At 36.5% G+C, this 16,647-nt stretch carries 16 protein-coding genes and 1 pseudogene; 12 read left to right on the plus strand and 5 right to left on the minus strand.

The features are described from left to right. Positions 1-199: 199 nt before the first annotated feature. Positions 200-346, minus strand: a pseudogene (locus BrL25_RS25870) (GNAT family N-acetyltransferase); the annotation flags it as partial. Between the two features lie 187 nt (positions 347-533). Here BrL25_RS25870 and BrL25_RS24940 point away from each other — a divergent pair. The 6 genes from BrL25_RS24940 (at position 534) to BrL25_RS20850 (ending at position 5,908) form a co-directional block, all read left to right on the plus strand. Next, entirely contained in the window at positions 534-686 is a 153-nt protein-coding gene (locus BrL25_RS24940; RefSeq protein ID WP_018670031.1) for a hypothetical protein, read from the plus strand. A gap of 654 nt (positions 687-1,340) precedes the next feature. Continuing rightward, positions 1,341-2,231 (plus strand): GNAT family N-acetyltransferase, encoded by an 891-nt coding sequence (locus BrL25_RS20830; protein ID WP_018670030.1) that lies wholly within the window; start codon positions 1,341-1,343, stop codon positions 2,229-2,231. A 155-nt stretch (positions 2,232-2,386) separates the two neighbouring features. Next, the gene (locus BrL25_RS20835) at positions 2,387-2,776 is read left to right on the plus strand and encodes a M23 family metallopeptidase (RefSeq protein ID WP_236847709.1); all 390 of its coding nucleotides are present in this window, start codon (positions 2,387-2,389) and stop codon (positions 2,774-2,776) included. Positions 2,777-3,536: 760 nt separating this feature from the next. Beyond that, positions 3,537-4,067: a hypothetical protein gene (locus BrL25_RS20840; protein ID WP_018670028.1), complete on the plus strand. Its 531-nt coding sequence runs from the start codon at positions 3,537-3,539 to the stop codon at positions 4,065-4,067. Positions 4,068-4,179: 112 nt separating this feature from the next. After that, positions 4,180-4,503: a DNA-binding response regulator gene (locus tag BrL25_RS20845; RefSeq protein ID WP_018670027.1), complete on the plus strand. Its 324-nt coding sequence runs from the start codon at positions 4,180-4,182 to the stop codon at positions 4,501-4,503. Then, the gene (locus tag BrL25_RS20850) at positions 4,493-5,908 is read left to right on the plus strand and encodes a HAMP domain-containing sensor histidine kinase (RefSeq protein WP_018670026.1); all 1,416 of its coding nucleotides are present in this window, start codon (positions 4,493-4,495) and stop codon (positions 5,906-5,908) included. The genes BrL25_RS20845 and BrL25_RS20850 overlap by 11 nt, the downstream gene beginning before the upstream one ends. 264 nt (positions 5,909-6,172) lie before the next feature. On the opposite strand, the gene BrL25_RS20855 is transcribed toward BrL25_RS20850, so the two are convergent. Beyond that, positions 6,173-8,074 (minus strand): BglG family transcription antiterminator, encoded by a 1,902-nt coding sequence (locus BrL25_RS20855; protein WP_018670025.1) that lies wholly within the window; start codon positions 8,072-8,074, stop codon positions 6,173-6,175. Between the two features lie 169 nt (positions 8,075-8,243). On the opposite strand from BrL25_RS20855, the gene BrL25_RS20860 reads away from it, so the two are divergent. The 6 genes from BrL25_RS20860 to BrL25_RS20885 all read left to right on the plus strand — a co-directional run bounded on the left by BrL25_RS20860 (position 8,244) and on the right by BrL25_RS20885 (position 13,942). Next, a complete protein-coding gene (locus BrL25_RS20860) occupies positions 8,244-8,861 on the plus strand; it encodes a YczE/YyaS/YitT family protein (protein ID WP_018670024.1) in 618 nt (205 codons plus the stop codon). 169 nt (positions 8,862-9,030) lie between these two features. After that, entirely contained in the window at positions 9,031-9,345 is a 315-nt protein-coding gene (locus BrL25_RS20865; RefSeq protein WP_018670023.1) for a PTS sugar transporter subunit IIB, read from the plus strand. A gap of 1 nt (position 9,346) precedes the next feature. Next, complete coding sequence (locus tag BrL25_RS20870) at positions 9,347-10,597, plus strand: PTS sugar transporter subunit IIC (protein ID WP_081621577.1); 1,251 nt, start codon at positions 9,347-9,349, stop codon at positions 10,595-10,597. Positions 10,598-10,639: 42 nt separating this feature from the next. Next, positions 10,640-10,993 (plus strand): PTS lactose/cellobiose transporter subunit IIA, encoded by a 354-nt coding sequence (locus BrL25_RS20875; protein ID WP_018670021.1) that lies wholly within the window; start codon positions 10,640-10,642, stop codon positions 10,991-10,993. Between the two features lie 2 nt (positions 10,994-10,995). After that, entirely contained in the window at positions 10,996-12,432 is a 1,437-nt protein-coding gene (locus tag BrL25_RS20880; RefSeq protein ID WP_018670020.1) for a glycoside hydrolase family 1 protein, read from the plus strand. 73 nt (positions 12,433-12,505) lie between these two features. Beyond that, positions 12,506-13,942 carry a glycoside hydrolase family 1 protein gene (locus tag BrL25_RS20885; RefSeq protein ID WP_018670019.1) on the plus strand — a complete coding sequence of 479 codons (1,437 nt, stop codon included), beginning with the start codon at positions 12,506-12,508 and terminating at the stop codon, positions 13,940-13,942. A gap of 87 nt (positions 13,943-14,029) precedes the next feature. Here the strand turns inward: BrL25_RS20885 and BrL25_RS20890 are convergent, their stop codons facing one another. The 3 genes from BrL25_RS20890 to BrL25_RS20900 form a co-directional block, all read right to left on the minus strand. Further along, a complete protein-coding gene (locus BrL25_RS20890) occupies positions 14,030-14,860 on the minus strand; it encodes a polysaccharide deacetylase family protein (RefSeq protein ID WP_018670018.1) in 831 nt (276 codons plus the stop codon). A 151-nt stretch (positions 14,861-15,011) separates the two neighbouring features. Further along, complete coding sequence (locus tag BrL25_RS20895) at positions 15,012-15,287, minus strand: Ger(x)C family spore germination C-terminal domain-containing protein (protein WP_081621576.1); 276 nt, start codon at positions 15,285-15,287, stop codon at positions 15,012-15,014. A 233-nt stretch (positions 15,288-15,520) separates the two neighbouring features. Further along, positions 15,521-16,624, minus strand: coding sequence for a GerAB/ArcD/ProY family transporter (locus BrL25_RS20900; RefSeq protein WP_018670016.1), 1,104 nt, complete (start codon positions 16,622-16,624; stop codon positions 15,521-15,523). Positions 16,625-16,647: the final 23 nt, after the last annotated feature.

Consider the following 16,647-nt stretch of genomic DNA (forward strand, 5'->3'; position numbering starts at 1 on the left):
CATTAGTTGTTTAATTTGCTTACTCAACAAATATTTGTTTCAAATGATAGTTCATATGATCAATATAGTCAGTAACTAACCATTTCAATGTTACCGTACTTTGACCTTCTAGTCATAGGGGACTAGCAATCACCCATTTGCCAAACTTTTATGATATTTTCATTATATCATAATTTGGTAATATATGCTGCCTGCTTACCTATCTCTCGTAACATTCGTAAGTCATTTTTAGAAATTCGAAACTACCTCCATTTGTATCCTGTATAAAAGTATGAACCTCTTTAAATCCGATTTTTCTATTTACCTTTTTCGCTCTTTGGTTGAAGGTTGCTACTGATAACGTAAGCAGGTTTAGAGTTTGCAAAATCAAAATACACACCCCAAAACATATACAGTACTACCCATTGGAGAAAGCGTTAACATCCCACAACATTTCCTTACGGTGGACATTCCTCTGACATACTCCCAAAGTAGATTAATGCATGTTAGAAGTTATTCTAGCAAAATAAACTTATGAAGGAGCCTTGATTCGAGTGAATAAAAAAGCAGTAAAAGGAATTATTGGGGCATTGGTACTAGCAATCTTAATACCAACCGTGGTTTTTGTACTAACTCAGGAAGATGCCTTTGAGAAGCTTGGTATTAACGGCATTGAACAACAGGAAATGAAGGAAACACAAGGATGAAGCAACGAAGAAAGAGCTAGATGAGTTAAGTGAACAAATGAAGAATGGTACATTAACTCAGGAAGAAGTTAATGAAAAGTTTGGTGTGAATGGCTTTGACTTGGATCAAGGAGCGAAAAAATAGCATTGGGTAACAAGTGTCCTTTCATGCCTACATAGGAAAGTAATTTTATTGCACCTTATGAAGAAGGATACAGAAAAGGTGGATATTGCTTTGCTCGCTTGGTTTTTGAACAAACAAACAGTATCTAACTAATTACTGATTTACAACCTTTGTAAAATAATGTATAGTTACTTCAATATTACTACGGAAAGAGGTTTTGATGTTATATGATGAAACTTATTAATTGCTAATTTAAATTCAAACAGAATTTAATATTGTAAAAAGTGAATTAAGGATCCTATCTTAATTTTATTTCGTATGCTTTTTACAAATAGCGATTAGAAGACATTATATCTCATCAAAACAAATTATAAGTTAGTTTCTATTTCCCCCTGTGGGAATAGGTTTATTCATAAATGACTTACATTTGACTATGAGAAGTTTATTCTTCTTATAGTCTTTTTTGTGTCTACTTTGAGAGGTGAGTCAAATGGTAATAAAGCTTTAGCTTTAAATTATATATCAAAAACATAAGGAAGAGAGGTTTTATTATGAATGAGTATCAATTAGTTAGTGACTATAAGCATATCGAAAAATATAAAGAGAGCTTCAATGAATTAGCTAAAACTATCTTTGAGATTGATTTTAAGAAATGGTACAAAAAAGGGTGTTGGAATGATAACTATATTTGTTATTCATTCATTGATGGAGATAAAGTGATTGCAAATACCTCCATAAACAAAATGACAGTTGTTTCTAACGGGAAAGAATATAAAGCGATCCAAGTTGGTACTGTTATGACGCATCCTGATTATCGTAACCAAGGTTTGTCTGGGAAACTAATGCACTACATTATTGATAAATATGAAAAAGAATACGACTTCATCTACTTGTTCGCAAATGAAACAGTTTTAGAGTTTTATCCCAAGTTTGGATTTGAAAAATTACAAGAAAGTCGGTTTTATTTGAAAGTAACCGATCTAAAAAAGCTACCAATACATTCAGGTACTGTGCGTGCTTTAGATACTGAGAATCCGACTGATTTCGAAATGATAGAAAAATTTGCTCGTGAAAGGCTTCCTGTATCATCAATATTAGGAGTGAAAAATAATGAGCACCTATTAATGTTTTACTCTATCGTAGCCTTTAATGATGCGATTTATTATATCGAAGAGGAGGATGTGATTGTTATATGTAAACAAGAAAATGCTCAGCTTCATATTTTTGATATAATTAGCAATAAAAGAGTTGAAATAGATTCGATTCTAGATCGTATGATTTCTGCTGAAACAAAGACAATTAGATTTTATTTTACCCCCGATTTCAAAAGAAATAATATTCATACTGAGTTAATAACAGAGAGCGACGATACGCTGTTCGTTCGACCGTTACTAAAAGATCTACCTAAACATTTTTTATTTCCATTAACATCACATTCATAAAATATTAAAAGGAAACATTGATGAAATTTCACTAAATAGTAGGTGAAAACGGGGTAATCGCTCTGGAATATATGTAGCGTTGTAAATTGGCATTTTCATGAGGTTACCCCTAAAATTACCTAACAGGAGTCCTACAATAGCAAGGGGAGGATTTTATGAAAAAAAGAATTTTATTAAGCTTATTGGCTTTAACTATAAGTGTAACACCAACAGCATTTGCCTCGGAGGCAAGTAACCCAACACAATCTAGTAAAACAAAAACAGAAGAAACGAAATTTTCGTTGCAATTCCCTCTGGCAACCGATCAATATCGAGTTTCTGCCGAATTTAGTGAGAAAATCGATCCTGAAACCAAGGCAATAACTGTCCATAATGGTATTGATTATGCTACTCCAAAAGGAACTTCTATTGTTGCCGCAAATGATGGTATTGTTATTGTGGCAAGTAATTTAAAAGGGTTTGGACAAACGATATTATCAAACATAATTCAGAGCTCACCACCCTTTATGGGCACATTAATCCAGGAACTTTTCTTGTCAAAGTAGGAGATACTGTAAAAAAGGTCAAAAAATTGCTGAAGTGGGATCGTCTGAACAGCCGAAAATCAATTGCATTTTACTGTGTTTAAACAAGATGAAGCTATAAACCCAAATCTTTATATCAAGCAGTCAAGTAAGTAAAAACAGTCAGTCACCTATTGTTTAGATTAGGTGGCTGTTTGCTTTTCATCAAAACCGTATGATTGACCATGTTTATCAATCACATAATCTTTACCCATCGCGAATTCTCCCCCCATTGAGGACACGTCTCTTTTTCAATGCAAAAACTGCAAGATCTTTCCCTAAACCGAAATGCTTGTCGTAATCCTAAACGTAGCCCCATCTTTTATATTCTTTGCAATGCTTCGAATGTTGGCGGTCAAAATCAGCTTGTTCTTCAAGCTCTACAACCTCAAGAAAACAAAGTATTTTCTAAGTGGTAGTTCATTTATTTAAAGAACTATATGCTAGACATAGAGAAGTAAAAGAAGAAACTGGAGATGATGTCAAATTGACGAGGACAACGGGCATATAGATTGGTAATTGCAGAGAGTTCCATTAAAAAGTCATTTAAAATGCCATATCTGTATTTCAATATGCCATTCAATTATTTTTCATAAGGAATGTTAAGCACTCAGTGATTGGATTTCCTTATCTTTCCTACAACTTTTCTTTGAGGTGGACATTCCTCTGACATACGTCCCTAGTAGATTAGTACTTGTAAGAAGCATTCTTGCAGAACAAGCTACGAAGGAGATTGATTCGAATGAATAAAAAAGTATCAAAATGGATGATTGGAGCTTTAGCACTAGCAGTCTTTTCACCAACAGCAGCCTTTGCGGCAACGAATACAAACGTAGAAGCAACAAATGTAGAGCAAGCCATTCATCAAAAACTCGTATACGATTCACCTGAGGATAGACAAACCAATCAGCAAGAATTAATGCAAATTATCAACAAATACAATCCTGATTTAGCTGATGATTTCCAGCAGCTTTTTGAGCAGCAGGAAAAAATGAAAGTAAAAGTGGATGAAGCAACGAAGAAAAAGCTAGATGAAATTCGTGAACAAGTGAAGAATGGTACGTTAACTCAAGAACAAGCCAATGAGAAGCTTGGTGTGAAAGGCTTTGACAAGTTTACGTTCAAAGGTAAGGAATTTGAAGATAAAGAAAATATCATGGAACAGATTAAAATAGCCGCTGATGCGGATGATGCTGATACAGTGAACAAACTGCTACAGGAGTTGTTAGAGAAAATGAAAAGTAAAAAAACCTTTGAAGCAAAGGCTGATTGATTGAAACGTGTAAGTAGTTGAAAAGTGATGGCAACTGCCAAAATGCACTTTCATGTTCCCTTCGATTTGGTTTTTGATAGATCCCTAACGTTATATAGTTGGAAGTGAACATATGATGCAAACAATCTTCAAATGTATGTCACCTTTTCTGATCTTGTTGGACGATATGCTATCAGGGAAGAGTGAGTGGAAGGTACTGAAGTATATATGTACCATAAGTAGTCGTTGCGTCATCATATTAACAGTGTGTAGACGACTGAACCAGAAAATAACTGGATTCCATCAGGGGACTGATGATTATTATGAGGGTAGTGATCGTGCTGTTGATCAAGAGATGAAACGGATCAGAAGAACCTGGCAAAATTGGCCAATCGGTGCAAGCGAGATTCGGACACTACGGGAATTGGGGTATCGATTCTGTGTCAATGAAAAATAAAGAGCGTAAGACGCTATTAACCTATTGGACAACTCGTTATGTACTCACTATATGTGTTGGCCTTATCGTCATTGGCCTCTTATCTAGTATGTGGATACGCTACAATGAAACGCAAAAACGGCTTGACGTCATGAAATACCTGGCAATAGACATTTCTGAGCAAATTGTTACAGCGGACGGGAAAGTATCGATACCCTCTTTTTTGCCACGAATATTAGATAATCGTCAACGCTTCATGAAAGGATTTAAGCCCATGGTGCTCATCTTAGATGAACAGAAGCGTGTCATCCTTCACACATCCACAACCGCACCAAGTCCTTTTATTGACGATATACTCCCACGACTCTCACCTGATTGGGAGAAAAGTCAATCTGTGCAAGAAATGCAGATGCGTTCGGGAGAAAAAGTATTCTTTCTTACCCAGAAGATAGAGAGCGGGGACAAAACGCTGGGCTGGATACTTCTCTTTTCCCCGAAAAAAGAAATGGATCATAGTGAAGAAGCGATGCAACAATTATTTATTATGTTAACAGGTCTTGGAGTGCTAGGGTGGATTGTTATTTATTATTTGACTAAAAAATTATCGGAACCTGTGAAGGATGTTGCAGATGCAGCAAAAGAGATTGTGACGGGACACTATGATATTAATCTGAAAAAGGATATCAAAGAAAAGGAAATCTACGAACTTATTCAGTCATTCAAAGATATGGCGGATCGGCTTCGGCAGTTAGAAATGATGCGAACGGAACTGCTTGCGGGAGTTACTCATGAGCTAAAAACGCCAGTCACATCCATTAGTGGATTACTACAAGCAGTCAAGGATGAAGTAGTCACAGGTGAAGTAGCCAAAGAATTTCTGGAGGTTTGTTCAAAAGAGATTTTTCGTTTGCAAAAAATGGTGGAGGATTTATTAGATTTCAATTCTTTTTCGGTTGGAGGTATCAATGTTACGAAACAACCACAGAATTTGAATCATCTCGTGCAAGAGATCACGCATCAGTGGTTGATAGGACAAGAAGGAAATTCACTTTCGCTTCAAACGTATACTCCTGAACAAGAGATTTGGATTGACACGGACCCACTACGAATTCAGCAAATTTTATACAACCTATTAAATAACGCAAAACAAGCGACGGGACCAAGTGGAATCATTCAAGTCACTCTATTACACCAAGAAGAAGATTTTCATATTAATGTACAAGATAACGGCATTGGTATACCAGAAACAGAGAAGGCAGATATTTTCGAACGATTTTATCGCGGGGAAGAGAAAAAACATAAGGTAAGGGGACTCGGACTAGGATTACCTTTTAGCAAAATGCTGGCAAGGGCACTTGGTGGCGATCTCCGGTTGACTGAGAGTGTTAGAAAGAAGACTGTTTTTACACTATCACTAAAAAAATGAGTGGAAATAAAAACGTATCCACGGCTATATGATTGCATTCAGCAGAAATGTCCACTAAATCCTGATAAACAGGTAGTAGTGGACATTTCTTTTTTAGAAGAACGGTTCTTTTCATAGAAGCAGAGGTTTTCTTAGGATGTTACCACTCCTAAGATGACCCAATAAAATAGTAAAAGAATAAACCCGTTTGAACTGATTACATAGAAAACAAAGTGGAAATTAGCCCAAGGTAAAGAGATTATCTACTTGACTACTAACGTTTCGTTAGCTCTCATTTAATAGCCTCGTCATCTTGTCCATAAAATCATCATAATCCTTGGCTTTAATTAGCTCATTGACGTTTTTCCATTCCGATAGAATGTTGATAACGCCTTCGAAAAAGGGACTGAATAATTCGCGCTGCTGTTTATTAATTGAAATCATCACAATGGCTTGCACTTTCTCTTTTCCCCAACTTACCGGGCGGTCTAGAATGATAATGCATATGCCTGTCTTTGCAGCATCCATATGCATGGAATGAGGAACAGCTACGTTGTTATTAAAGGCAGTGGAGGACATTCGTTCTCTCTCAAGCACAGACTTTCCATAGTCTTGGGACACATAGCCTTTCTCATAAAGCAGTTTTGACATGAATGCGATATAGGCTTCATCGCTGTCGAGATACACATTCTTCATAAATAATTCTTCGTCAAAATATAAATCCAGATATTGTTTTACTTTGCGTATTTTTTTTTGCTTATTTAGTTTGTTTATTTGACTTTGAATGTATTCATAATCCTCTTCTGTCAGGTAAGGATGAACAAATACAGACGGAATTTGTTCCTTCTGTAAAGGCAGTGTGCTAATGATTAAGTCTATTTCCTCGAGTAAAGAAAGCTCACTTGAATCAGATGAAACTTTAATTATCTCTAAAGAATCATGAAATTTCTTTTCTAGCTTTTGGATGAGCTGTACTTGCATATCATAGTAACTCGGGCAAATAACTGCACATAAAATCTTCTTTTCTAAGTTTACCTTTCGTTCAAAGTAAGAACCGATATGAAAGGCAATGTAAGAAATTTCATCCTCATTAATATGAATGCTCTCCATCAATTGAATTTGATTCGATATAAAGACAGCCAGTTCATAAATGAGTGGATAGGAATGCTTTAATTTATGCGTTAGAGGATTTTTAGCCATTTGCTCATTCTTTGCCCGAAAAATTAAATTACGTATATGAAGCGTAAAATTGACAAAAAATTCATCATCAAAGATTTCAATAAAGTAGCGTTCATGCACTTTCTCTAACAATTTCTTAGAGAGGTTCACATAATGCTCATCGACGTAATGATTTAAAGAGCTAGGCGTTAATGATTGATAATTAAGCAATGTCGTTTTACTTGATAAAAGCAAAATAAAATTATAGCGTTCCGATTCATTAAAGCGGATACTATATTTTGTCTCCAGAAAGTCAGCGATTTTATTGGCTGCTTTTGTTTCAAGATTGCTTTTTAATTTGTGGAGATCAGTTGTTTGAAGAACTGAGTTGTTATTTTTTATTCGGTCCACGGTAATAACAAGGTGGAGGAGAATATTATTCATAATGTAATCGTTTACATACAAATTATGTTCTCCAAGGGTGGAAACGATTTCATTTTTTAGTAAAGAAACATCATAATCTGGAAAAGAATCTTGAACAGCTTTTAAGCTTAAAAATTCATTGGAAGTTTCTTGTGAGATAATAAAACTCATTAATCTTCGCTTATTTCTCTCTTCGCCTGTTAAAATGAGAATGTCTTTCTTATGGCGGATTTTTAATTGATAAGGCTTAATAATTTTATTTGCATGAACGATGTCATTTTCAATTGAAGAAACACTTAAAAAAAGTCTTTCACCAAGATCAAAGATATTTAGTCCTTCCGAGTGTAGAATTAATTCTTTCAATATGACTTTCATACGGTCCATAGGGGAAGTGTGATTATCCTCTGTTTTTACTGTATTTCTGCTTACTAGCTGATACCCTTGCGGAGAGGAAGCGATAATGATTTGATCTTGGTTAATTTCGTTAGCATATTTTCTAATGGTTCTTGTGGACACTTTAAAATAATTTGCCAAGCTTGTGGCTGTGCACCAATCATTTTTAGATGCTAGGTATTGAATGAAGGCTTCTTTACGATCATTTTTCATAACAGAGCTCCTTATATGAAAGATATAGGGTTCCTCATTTTTATTATAAAAAAAGAATAATATGCATTCGACTAAAAAAAGTTCCTACAGATAGGAACTTTTTTTAGTTGGTTCCTTCATAGGAAAGATGAAATACTTTCATACAAATGAACGTTCAAATGAGGGAACTATGAAAATGAGTAAAAAAGTAATGAATTATACACTTGTTGTCATTAGCACAGTTGTGACAGCTTTCGGGATTTCACTGGTTTTGCTGGCGGAATTAGGAGTAGATCCCATTAGTACGTTCTTATTGGGTGGACTACATTTTATTCCGATTCGGTTTGGAACAGCAAGTCAGATCTTTAGTCTGACCTTTTTAGTCATCAATTATTTTCTAAATCGCAAGTTTTTTGGTGTGGGTAGTCTTATTTTCAGTATTGGATGTGGTTATTGCATTAACTTGTTTCTCGCAATGGACGCGAAGGCTACATTATCTCTGCAATCGATACCCAGTATATGTATTGCACTGATTGGCATCTTGATTTATGGGTGTGGAACAGGTCTTTTTTTATTTACAAAAACAGGAATGGGACCGTTAGAAGGCCTTATGTTCTTTTTCTCCACGCGATTAAACGTGACCATAAAGGTAACAAGAATGACCATCGATGGGATTTTAGTCGTTACGGGAATTTTATTAGGTGGTTTATACGGTATCGGAACCATTCTTTGTATCTTTTTAGTTGGGCCTGTTATTGAACTTTCATTAAAGGTTTTCACATCGTTATCAAAAAAAGTTAGAAATTGATTTTTGTAGAAAGGATAGTATATTTGCTTTTTTAAACGATAGAGAATAGGAACATGAGGTCAATTATCGTTCCTATGGATAGGAACTTTTATTGTTGGTTTTAAAATTCGACCAATGCAATACTAAGCATGTAAGCGAAACCAAAAAAATGATTCAGGGGGAATTTCAAATGACCAGAGTATTGTTAATCTGTGGAGCAGGTGCTTCTAGTGGCTTTATGGCAAACGCTATTCGTAAAGCAGGCAAAAAAAGAGGAATGGAAATGTCTGTACAAGCTCGAAGCGAGTCACAATTATCAGAGTATCTAAACGAAATCGATGTTTTGTTAATTGGCCCTCATTTGAAATATATGGAAGATGAAGTGAAACAAAAAGTAAGAGACTATCAGATTAAAGTATCTGTAATTCCGCAAATCATTTATGGCACATTAGATGGCAATAAAGCGTGCGACCTTATTACTAACCTACTTGAATCGGGTGAATAACATGATGGAGAAAATAATGACTTTTATGAACGAATCGTTTAGTCCAAGGGTTAATAAAATCACGAAAAACCCGTGGGTATCATCGATCCAGGATGCGGTTATGACCATTCTGCCGCTAATCCTTGTCGGTTCGCTAATTACGATTGTCAGTCTATTAAATAGTGTATTTTCGTGGCTCCCTGATTTTTCTTTAATTAATACATTTACATTCGGTCTGCTAGGCTTATTCGTCTCCTTCTTAATCCCATATTTCATTATGGAGAAAAAGAAACTCGATAATAAAAAGCTAATAGCAGGCGCAACAGGACTGGCTCTTTATCTGTTCTTATTGTCGCCAGTCATCTTAGAGAACGGACAAATTCAGTTCATGCTAGATCGATTTGGAGCAACTGGTATGTTCCTGTCATTGATTGTCGGCTTGTTTGTTGGATTTGTACTTGTTCAATTCTCCAAATTCTCGTTTTTCTCGGAGGATTCATCCATTCCGGATTTTATCATTGTTTGGTTTGACACACTCATACCGATCACGCTGATTATGCTGACGGGATGGCTGATTGGTGTTCAAGCAAAAATTGATTTCTTTGGAGTAATCCTAGCTATCTTTAAACCATTATCAAGTATTGTTCAAAGCTATCCTGGTTTTGTTTTATCTGTCTTCATTCCAGCGTTCCTGTACACTTTTGGTATTAGCGGCTGGGTAATGATGCCGGTTATTTATCCCGTCTATTTATCAGGTCTTGCAGAAAATGCACAAGTAGTAGCATCTGGAGGAACTCCATCCAATATTGCAGTTATGGAAACGCTTTATGCCTTTACAAGCATGGGTGGAATCGGAACGACTTTGCCTCTCGTTATCATGATGTTCTTCCTAGGAAAGTCGATGCGAATGAAAGCTATTGGACAGGCAACGATCGTTCCATCTATCTTTAACATCAATGAACCATTAATGTTTGGGGCGCCAATTGTCTTTAACCCATTTTTGATGATACCGATGTGGATCACTGCAATTGTTATTCCGAGTATTACGTACTGGGTGCTGCATGTTGGCTGGGTAAGTATCCCGGCGAAGACATTCATGCTTTGGTATGTGCCAATGCCGATTTCATCATATTTGGCAACTCAAGATTGGAGAGCTATTGTTTTAGCAATGATATTATTCGTCGTAGCATTTATCATCTTCTTCCCTTTCTTTAAAGCCTACGATATTCAAGAGAGGAAGAAAGAATTAGAAGTAAGTGAACCTGAAATGTAATTCGGTATAGCATTCCAAAACAACAGTAAAGGAGATTGTACCATGATTGACAGAGAACAAGAACTAGAAGCGCTGTATTTAATATCAATGCAAATGATTTTACATGCAGGTGATGCACGCAATGATGTTATGGAAGCGTTAAAATGCTGCGAAGACGAGGAATACGACCGTGCTGAGAAAATATTAGAAAATGCAAATAAAGATATCGTTGCATCTCATAAGCTACAAACAGAAACCGTACAAAAAGAAGCACAGGGAGAGGAAGCCATTTTCTCACTACTGTTTGCTCATGCCCAAGATACACTAATGACAGTAAAGAGCGAATATGAAATAGCTAAACGGTTAGTTCGCGTTTTTAGAAGAATAGATGAAAAAATTGATGGAAAGAAGGCATAACCATGAGAACGTATGAAGGTACTTTTCCAAAAGATTTTCTATGGGGCGGAGCGGTTGCAGCTAATCAATGCGAAGGTGCTTTTGGGGTTGGCGGAAAAGGAATTAGCCTTGCAGACGTTCACCGTTATCGTTGTGATCAAGATATTACAAGTCATGATTCTGATATGACTCTTGCGCAAGTGAAAGAAGCAATTGAAGACAAAGTCGGTTATTATCCGAAAAGACATGGGATCGACTTTTATCACACATATAAAGAAGATTTACAGCTTCTTGCTGAAATGGGCTTTAAAACATTTCGAACATCTATTGATTGGTCTCGCATTTTTCCTAATGGTGATGACCAAGAGCCAAACGAAGAAGGACTTGCTTTCTACGATAAGTTAATTGATGAGATCAGAGGCCTTGGCATGGAGCCAATTATTACGATGCTTCACTATGAAACTCCGTTAAACATTACCCTTCAATATGGGGGATGGAATAATCGTAAAGTAATTGATTTTTTCGTTCGGTATGGAGAAGTATTGCTTGAACGTTACAAAGACAAAGTGAAATATTGGATTGTGATCAATCAAATCAATTTAATGTATCATGAATCCTTTAACTCGGTTGCGATCTGCAAAGACCAGGTGGAAAATGTAGACGAAGCTAAGTATCAAGCTATTCACAATCAAATGGTTGCATCGGCTCGAATTGTTAAAAAGGCGCGAGAATTGAGTTCTGCACTTCATATGGGCACAATGCTGGCTGATTGCACAGCCTATCCAGAGAGCTGCCATCCAGATGATATTGTACTGGCGCTGAAGAGAAATCGTCTACAGTATTACTTTACCGATGTTCAATTTAGAGGCGAATACCCTGGCTATATGAGACGTTTCTTTCATGAAAATGATATTTCAATAAATGAACTGCCAGAGGACGCCACTATTTTAAAAGCAAACACAATGGACTTTCTGGCAATCTCATACTACTATTCTTCCATGGTTTCAGCAAAAAGGAATGGGATGAGCCCTGTTGATTTAAGTAAAAACCCGCATCTTAAAGCTAATCCATGGGGCTGGGCTGTCGATCCTAAAGGCTTATATAACGCATTATGCCAATACTATGATCGCTATCAAGTGCCGATCATGATCGCTGAAAACGGTTTTGGTATGTATGACAAGCCAGAAGATGGGATGGTTCATGATGATTATCGTATATCGTATCTATCTGAGCATATCGCCCAAGTAAAGGAAGCTGTTAAAGACGGTGTGGAAATTTTCGCATATTGTGCTTGGGGACCGATTGATATCGTCAGCTGTTCTTCGGCTGAAATGGAAAAACGCTATGGTTTCATCTATGTTGATATTGACAATGACGGGAATGGCTCGCGAAAACGTATTAAAAAAGACAGCTTTTACTGGTATAAAAAAGTAATTGAAACAAATGGAGAAACTATTTAACGGAATATTCAAGCTAAAAAACCTGGTACATCAGCAAAATGAATGAACAGAGCCAATAAAGGAGGCAAGCAACTTGAGAAAAAATCCGGATTTATTTCCTACAAACTTTTTATGGGGAGGCGCGATTGCGGCAAACCAAGCAGAGGGTGCTTATTTGGAAGGCGGAAAAGGACTCTGTGTAGCAGATATCAATAAGTTTAATGATGAAGTGAGTATTAAGGAAAAAGGCAATTATGAATTGACAACAAAAGACATTCAGTTTGCTCTCGAAGATAAGGAAGGTCACTATCCAAAACGTACATCGATTGATTTCTATCACCGTTATAAAGAAGATTTAAACATGCTTGCAGAAACGAAAATGAATTCGTTCCGTACTTCTATCAACTGGTCGCGTATTTTTCCGAAAGGCGATGAGACAGAGCCGAATGAAGAAGGGCTGAGATACTACGATAAGCTGATTGATGAGATTATTAAAAATGGAATGGAGCCACTTATTACGGTTTCCCATTATGAAATGCCGTTGCATTTGGCAATCGAATATAATGGATGGTATAACCGGAAAACGATTGATTTCTTTGTTCACTACTGTGAAGTATTATTTAAACGATATAAAGACAAAGTGAAATACTGGATTCTCGTAAACCAGATTAACTTAATTACGTTTGAATCTTTTAATCATCTAGGCATTCCAGCAGATCGTGTGGAAAACTTACTGGAAGCCAAATACCAAGGTGCACACAATGAGCTCGTTGCATGTGCGAGAGCAACAAAAATAGCGAAAGAAATCAATCCTAAGATGCAAATCGGAATGATGCTGTTTGATGCAATTTCACATCCTGCAACATGTAAGCCAGAAGATGTACTGGCAACAGTAAAACGCAACCAAATGGAGTACTATTTCTCTGATATTCTCATGCGTGGTAAATATCCAAATTATGCGTTCCGCTTTTTTGAGGAGAACAATATTATGATTCATTTCGGAGAAAATGATGAGGAAGATTTCAAAAATACAGCCGATTTCTTTAGCTTCTCTTATTACTACACACGAATTTCTGATGCAGAAAGTGTAAAGAAGCCTAACTCTGCATATGTAAATCCGGAGCTGAAAGCAAGCGATTGGGGCTGGTCCATTGATCCGATCGGTTTAAGAACTGCTTTAAATTTGTACTATGATCGTTACCAAAAACCAATCATGATTACTGAAAACGGTATTGGAGCGTATGACAAGGTCGATGAAAATGGCGAAATTCATGACCCGTACCGCATTGAATTCCTTAAACGCCACATTGAACAAATAAAAGAAGCAATTAAAGATGGTGTGGAAGTAATCGGCTACTATCCGTGGGGACCAATTGATATTGTCAGCTGCTCATCATCCGAGATGTCTAAACGCTACGGCTTCATCTACGTTGAAAAAGACGATTATGGAAAAGGAACGCTTGAAAGAAAGAGAAAAGACAGCTTTTATTGGTATCAGAAGGTTGTCCAGTCGAACGGAGAAGAGTTGTAAAAAAGAATCTTACCAAACAGTAGGGGAACCCCTCAACACCATGTAGGAAATATAGTTTTCCTACATGGTGTTTCAAATTTTCCTCATTTATCCAGCAGGAAGATCCAGTAACTCGGGGATCGTAACTAGCTTAACGCCGTCGTTTCTAAGTTTCTTAATGATTTCGGGTAGTGCATGAACAGTGCCCGATAAATCTTCTCCGATTCCTCCCCCCGCGTGCTGTAGGACAATAGAACCCGGATGTACATGTGCTAAAATATTAGTTTTGACCTGCTCTGTGCTTAATCCCTTCCAATCTAATGAATCGACATCCCAATTTATGATTTTTTTATGTTGGCTTGCCAACCATAGAATTTGGTCCTCGTTTATATTTCCATAAGGAGCTCTGATGAACGATGGCTTATATCCTGTAAAAGAAGAAATCAATTCATCTGTTCTGATGACTTGATCCCGGAAATCTGCGTCGCTTAATGTAGGGAAATTCGGATGGTTGTATGAATGGTTTCCTAAGATATGACCTTCCTTGACCATTCTTTTTACGATTTCGGGATGGGCTTCGATTCGATTCCCCACCACGAAAAATGTCGCTCTCACTCCTTCTTGTTTCAATATATCGAGGATCTGAGGGGTAAAACAGTCATCTGGTGCGTCGTCGAAGGTTAAAGCGACCTCGCGTTTCGAGGCTGATCCTCTCAGCAAAAAGGTGCTTTTGTACTTTTCACGTAAATCCGCTAATGTTAATGGATGGGGATTACGTGTTTCCCCTTCACTACCATCCGTTAAATTTGGTGTACGGGAGGATTGTATAGCGCTATTGTTAATTCCTTCCGACTTCGGAGGTAATGTGTTGTTTTTAGATTGAGTACAGCCAGAGAAAATCATTAATACCAATAAAGGAATGATCCAAATTACTTTCATCACGTAATGACTCCTTGTTGAGCTTATTTACCATCTACATGTAGTCTTCCCGTTTTGGAAGCCTATTTAACTATACCTATATTCTTTATTTCTACATGTGAAGTGAAACGAATGGAGGATTTTGCAAAGATATCTGTCCAAGATTTATTTTTCATTTGTTATAGTGATAAGCTCTGACGTAAAGACCAAGACCTATCGGATCTACTTGATGTCGCTGTAGCTTTTTAATTAGTGTTGCCATCTTTTTATTACTTTCGTTCTCAATCATTGTGTCAATCTTCCTTTTGTTTTCTTCTTTCTCTAGTTCCATATGGAATGTACGTTCAGTTATATTCCCAACTACTTTTATCTCAATATCAAACTGCGGCACCCCAAATTGATAATTTGTAGTTATATTACGTTTTTTAGGTTTAATTAATACGGAGATGTTTTTTTATTTCTATTGTTGTCTTCTAACATTCTCACTGGAATAGTAAAAGCATATGATGCTTTTTGATACTTTTTGCCTCTCGACTGAAGATAGGACTTATCTCAAACACCATTAAATGATTATCTTCATCTAAATCAAGCTCAAGGTAGCATTTTCTAGATCAATCCTGTCAGTACAACCTGTTAAAACAACAATAAGAATTACAATGAAAAAATTATAGAGTATTTGTCTCATGAAGTTGGTTTTCTTCTCGTAAAAAAATGGTGGAGTATGATATAAAATCCAAGCAGTACTGGAAACACATAACTAATGATAAGTCCAGCGTCACCCCATACTTTGGCTAACAGGGATACTTGCATATAGGAGGGTTGGAAAAAAATAGCTGCAAACAACAATAGGAAAAGAACGATGAGAAGGTGTTTTTTGTGATTCCCTCTTTTTAATATGGCTTGGCTACCTAAGATCGTGACATAGATGTACGGCAACCAGGTGGTTGAGAGAACATACATATAAAAGGATAAGTAAATAATCTCAAACCTTTCTAGAAAGGGGAATTCTACCTCCTTTAATAAAGTTAAAGTAGGCCACTGATACTGGTTAATTTCGTTAGGACTGAAAAAAAGATAACTAATCAGGGTTATTAGTAAAAACATAACTACCGACATCAGGTTTGCAAGTATAATGCCTTTTGTTGCTTGTTTTTTACATTTTAAATAAGGATAAAAAAAGAATGCCATCTCAAATCCTAAAAAAGATATGATTGTATTTTTTACGGCAGAAAACACAGGCCACCATCCCTCTTTTAATACTGGTAAAAGATGCAACACATTTGCTTCTTTCAAAGGAACTAAAAGTAGGATCGGCATCCAGATGGCAAGATAGAAAGTAATTTCCGAATATCTCCCTAATGCCTTTATGCTGTTACTACCAATAATATAAGCAGGAATGAGGTACCCAGCCAAAATTAAGTAATTAGGAGTTTCAACTAGAATCCAGACATTAATAACAAAAAGGGTTGTAAAAATAACCGTAAAAGTAGCTAATGCACCATATAAACACACAAGGACGTTTCCAAGAGTACCAAGATAAGGTCCCAAATAGATAGGAAGTAATTCATATAAGGTTTTATCAGGATGTTTTTTCATGATACTCGTAATCAGTATGCTTGCAAGAACTGAGCATACCCCACCAAACAAAATGGAGATCCACCCATCTGTTCCCGCAATCTCTGTCAATTCACGTGGGAGAGTAAGAATACCAATACCTACTTGTGTCCCATGAATGATAAATATGTATTGCATAAGGGAAATGTTTGTTATTGGGTACGCTCTCATAACTACTCCTTATGGGATATATG

The sequence above is a fragment of the Brevibacillus laterosporus DSM 25 genome, assembly GCF_002706795.1.
Classification (GTDB): Bacteria; Bacillota; Bacilli; order Brevibacillales; family Brevibacillaceae; genus Brevibacillus_B; species Brevibacillus_B laterosporus.

What these genes read in the sequence shown, in the direction of transcription:
- BrL25_RS20870 (WP_081621577.1), top strand. Translation starts at nt 9,347, where the DNA reads ATGATGGAGAAAATAATGACTTTTATGAACGAATCGTTTAGTCCAAGG.
- BrL25_RS20850 (WP_018670026.1), top strand. Translation starts at nt 4,493, where the DNA reads ATGAAAAATAAAGAGCGTAAGACGCTATTAACCTATTGGACAACTCGT.
- BrL25_RS20840 (WP_018670028.1), top strand. Translation starts at nt 3,537, where the DNA reads ATGAATAAAAAAGTATCAAAATGGATGATTGGAGCTTTAGCACTAGCA.
- BrL25_RS20865 (WP_018670023.1), top strand. Translation starts at nt 9,031, where the DNA reads ATGACCAGAGTATTGTTAATCTGTGGAGCAGGTGCTTCTAGTGGCTTT.
- BrL25_RS20845 (WP_018670027.1), top strand. Translation starts at nt 4,180, where the DNA reads ATGATGCAAACAATCTTCAAATGTATGTCACCTTTTCTGATCTTGTTG.
- BrL25_RS20900 (WP_018670016.1), bottom strand. Translation starts at nt 16,624, where the DNA reads ATGAGAGCGTACCCAATAACAAACATTTCCCTTATGCAATACATATTT.
- BrL25_RS20875 (WP_018670021.1), top strand. Translation starts at nt 10,640, where the DNA reads ATGATTGACAGAGAACAAGAACTAGAAGCGCTGTATTTAATATCAATG.
- BrL25_RS20830 (WP_018670030.1), top strand. Translation starts at nt 1,341, where the DNA reads ATGAATGAGTATCAATTAGTTAGTGACTATAAGCATATCGAAAAATAT.
- BrL25_RS20855 (WP_018670025.1), bottom strand. Translation starts at nt 8,074, where the DNA reads ATGAAAAATGATCGTAAAGAAGCCTTCATTCAATACCTAGCATCTAAA.
- BrL25_RS20880 (WP_018670020.1), top strand. Translation starts at nt 10,996, where the DNA reads ATGAGAACGTATGAAGGTACTTTTCCAAAAGATTTTCTATGGGGCGGA.
- BrL25_RS20835 (WP_236847709.1), top strand. Translation starts at nt 2,387, where the DNA reads ATGAAAAAAAGAATTTTATTAAGCTTATTGGCTTTAACTATAAGTGTA.
- BrL25_RS20860 (WP_018670024.1), top strand. Translation starts at nt 8,244, where the DNA reads ATGAAAATGAGTAAAAAAGTAATGAATTATACACTTGTTGTCATTAGC.
- BrL25_RS20890 (WP_018670018.1), bottom strand. Translation starts at nt 14,860, where the DNA reads ATGAAAGTAATTTGGATCATTCCTTTATTGGTATTAATGATTTTCTCT.